2 protein-coding genes are annotated in these 1,814 nt (G+C 71.4%); both read right to left on the reverse strand.

Features of this window, described 5'->3' with window-relative positions:
* Positions 1-3: 3 nt before the first annotated feature.
* Complete coding sequence (locus tag ACFWY6_RS45325) at positions 4-1,203, reverse strand: DegT/DnrJ/EryC1/StrS family aminotransferase (RefSeq protein ID WP_384703755.1); 1,200 nt, start codon at positions 1,201-1,203, stop codon at positions 4-6.
* A complete protein-coding gene (locus ACFWY6_RS45330) occupies positions 1,200-1,718 on the reverse strand; it encodes a flavin reductase family protein (protein ID WP_360774729.1) in 519 nt (172 codons plus the stop codon). Before ACFWY6_RS45330 ends, ACFWY6_RS45325 begins: the two co-directional genes overlap by 4 nt.
* Positions 1,719-1,814 lie beyond the last annotated feature (96 nt).

Genomic DNA, 1,814 nt, shown 5'->3' on the forward strand with positions numbered 1-1,814 from the left:
CCGCTAGGCGTGGCGGACCGCGGCCGCGATCACGTCGCAGATCAGGTCCACGTCGTCCGGCGCCACCGAGAGCCCCATCGGCAGGGCGAGCACACGCCCCGCGAGCTCCTCGGTCGCCGGCAGGTCGAGCGGCGTGTGCACGGCGTCGTCGCGGTAGGGCGGCATGCGGTGGCAGCCCGGTGCGAAGTACTTCTTGGTGCGGATGTTCTCCGCGCCGAGGATGTCGAAGAGACGGTCGCGGTCAAGGCCTGCCGCGCCCGGGTCCACCCGTACGACGACGTACTGATGGTTGTGGGTCTGCCCTGCGGGAGCCTCGATCAGGGTGACGCCGGGCACCTCGGCCAGGCCGTCCCGGTAGCGCAGATACAGCGACCTGTAGGTGCTCAGGGTGTCGTCGAGGCACTCGACGGACGCGATGCCCATCGCCGCCGACGACTCGCTCATCTTCGCGTTCGTCCCCGGTCCCGCGACCTCCATCGCGTCGTCGAAGCCGAAGTTGTGCATCGACCGCACGCGCGCGTGGATCTCGTCGTCGTCGGTGGCGACGAGCCCGCCCTCGAAGGTGTTCAGGATCTTCGTCGCGTGGAAGCTGAACACCTCCGCCGCTCCCTGGGGGGCCGGCGCCAGGGGCCGGCAGCCGAATGCCTGCGCAGAGTCGTAGAGAAGCGGCACGCCCGCGTCCCTCGCCACGCCGTCGAGTCCCGTCAAGTCGCAGAGGTTGCCCCAGAGATGGACGCCGAGGATGCCGCCCGTGCGAGGGGTCACCGCCTTGGCCACCGAGAGGGGGTCCAGGGTGCCGGTCTCCGGGTCGATGTCGCAGAACACCGGCGTGAGGCCGATCCAGCTCATCGCGAGGGCCGTCGCCGCGAAGGTGAACGACGGCATGATGACTTCCCCGGTGACGCCGCACGCCTTCGCCGCGACCTGCAGCGCCGCGGTGGCGTTGCCCGTCGCGGTGTTGTGCCGGCGCAGGGTCCGCTCCGCCGTCAGACCCTCGAACTCCTGCACGAGCGGGCCGAGATTGCTCAGCCACCGGCGGTCGATGGCCTCGCCGACCAGCTCCAGATAGCGCTCCTTGGCCGGTACGTTCGGCGTGCCCACCCTGATGTCGTCGGCGAAGGCGGGCTCGCCCCCGAACCAGGCCAGGTCGGTACGGACCTTCTTGGCCTTCACGGCCACCTCCCGGTCGGCCCGGCCGGTCATGGCGCGGGCCAGACTGCATAGTTGCGCAGGCCGTAGAGCAACGGCTGCGGGGCGGGCGAGAACGTCACCGACTGCTCCACGTGCCCGTAGACCACGGTGTGATCGCCGATCGTCTCGGTCTTCAGGACCCGGCAGTCGGCCACCGCGTGCGCGTCGTGCGGCAGATGCGGGCCGCCGCCACCGGGGGCGTCCTCCCACTTCACGCGGTCGAAGCGGTCCGCCGCGCCCGATGCGAACAGCTCGGCGGCCGGACGCCCTGCGTCATCGAGGAGGTTGACCGCGAACCGGCCCCCCTCCAGTACTGCCGCGAGGGTCGGGCTTCCGTTCCTGACGCAGACCAGGAGCGTCGGCGGCCGGAGCGTGACGCTGCACAGGGACGAGCACGTCATCCCCCAGGGTCGCCCCGCCGCGTCGAAGGCGGTGATCACCGTGACTCCGGTCGGGAATCCGGCCATCAGCGCGCGCAGTTCCTCGGGGGCGAGTGAGGCTGCCGGTTGGGCGTTGTGTGCGATCATCCCGGCATCACCGGGTTCCCTTCCGTCGATATGTCGATGACCGGCCCCGGGGGGGCCGGCGGGGGGGGGCGGGGCGGAGGGCCGGGGGCGGGTGGA

Source organism: Streptomyces sp. NPDC059037, assembly GCF_042740015.1.
Taxonomy (GTDB): Bacteria; Actinomycetota; Actinomycetes; order Streptomycetales; family Streptomycetaceae; genus Streptomyces.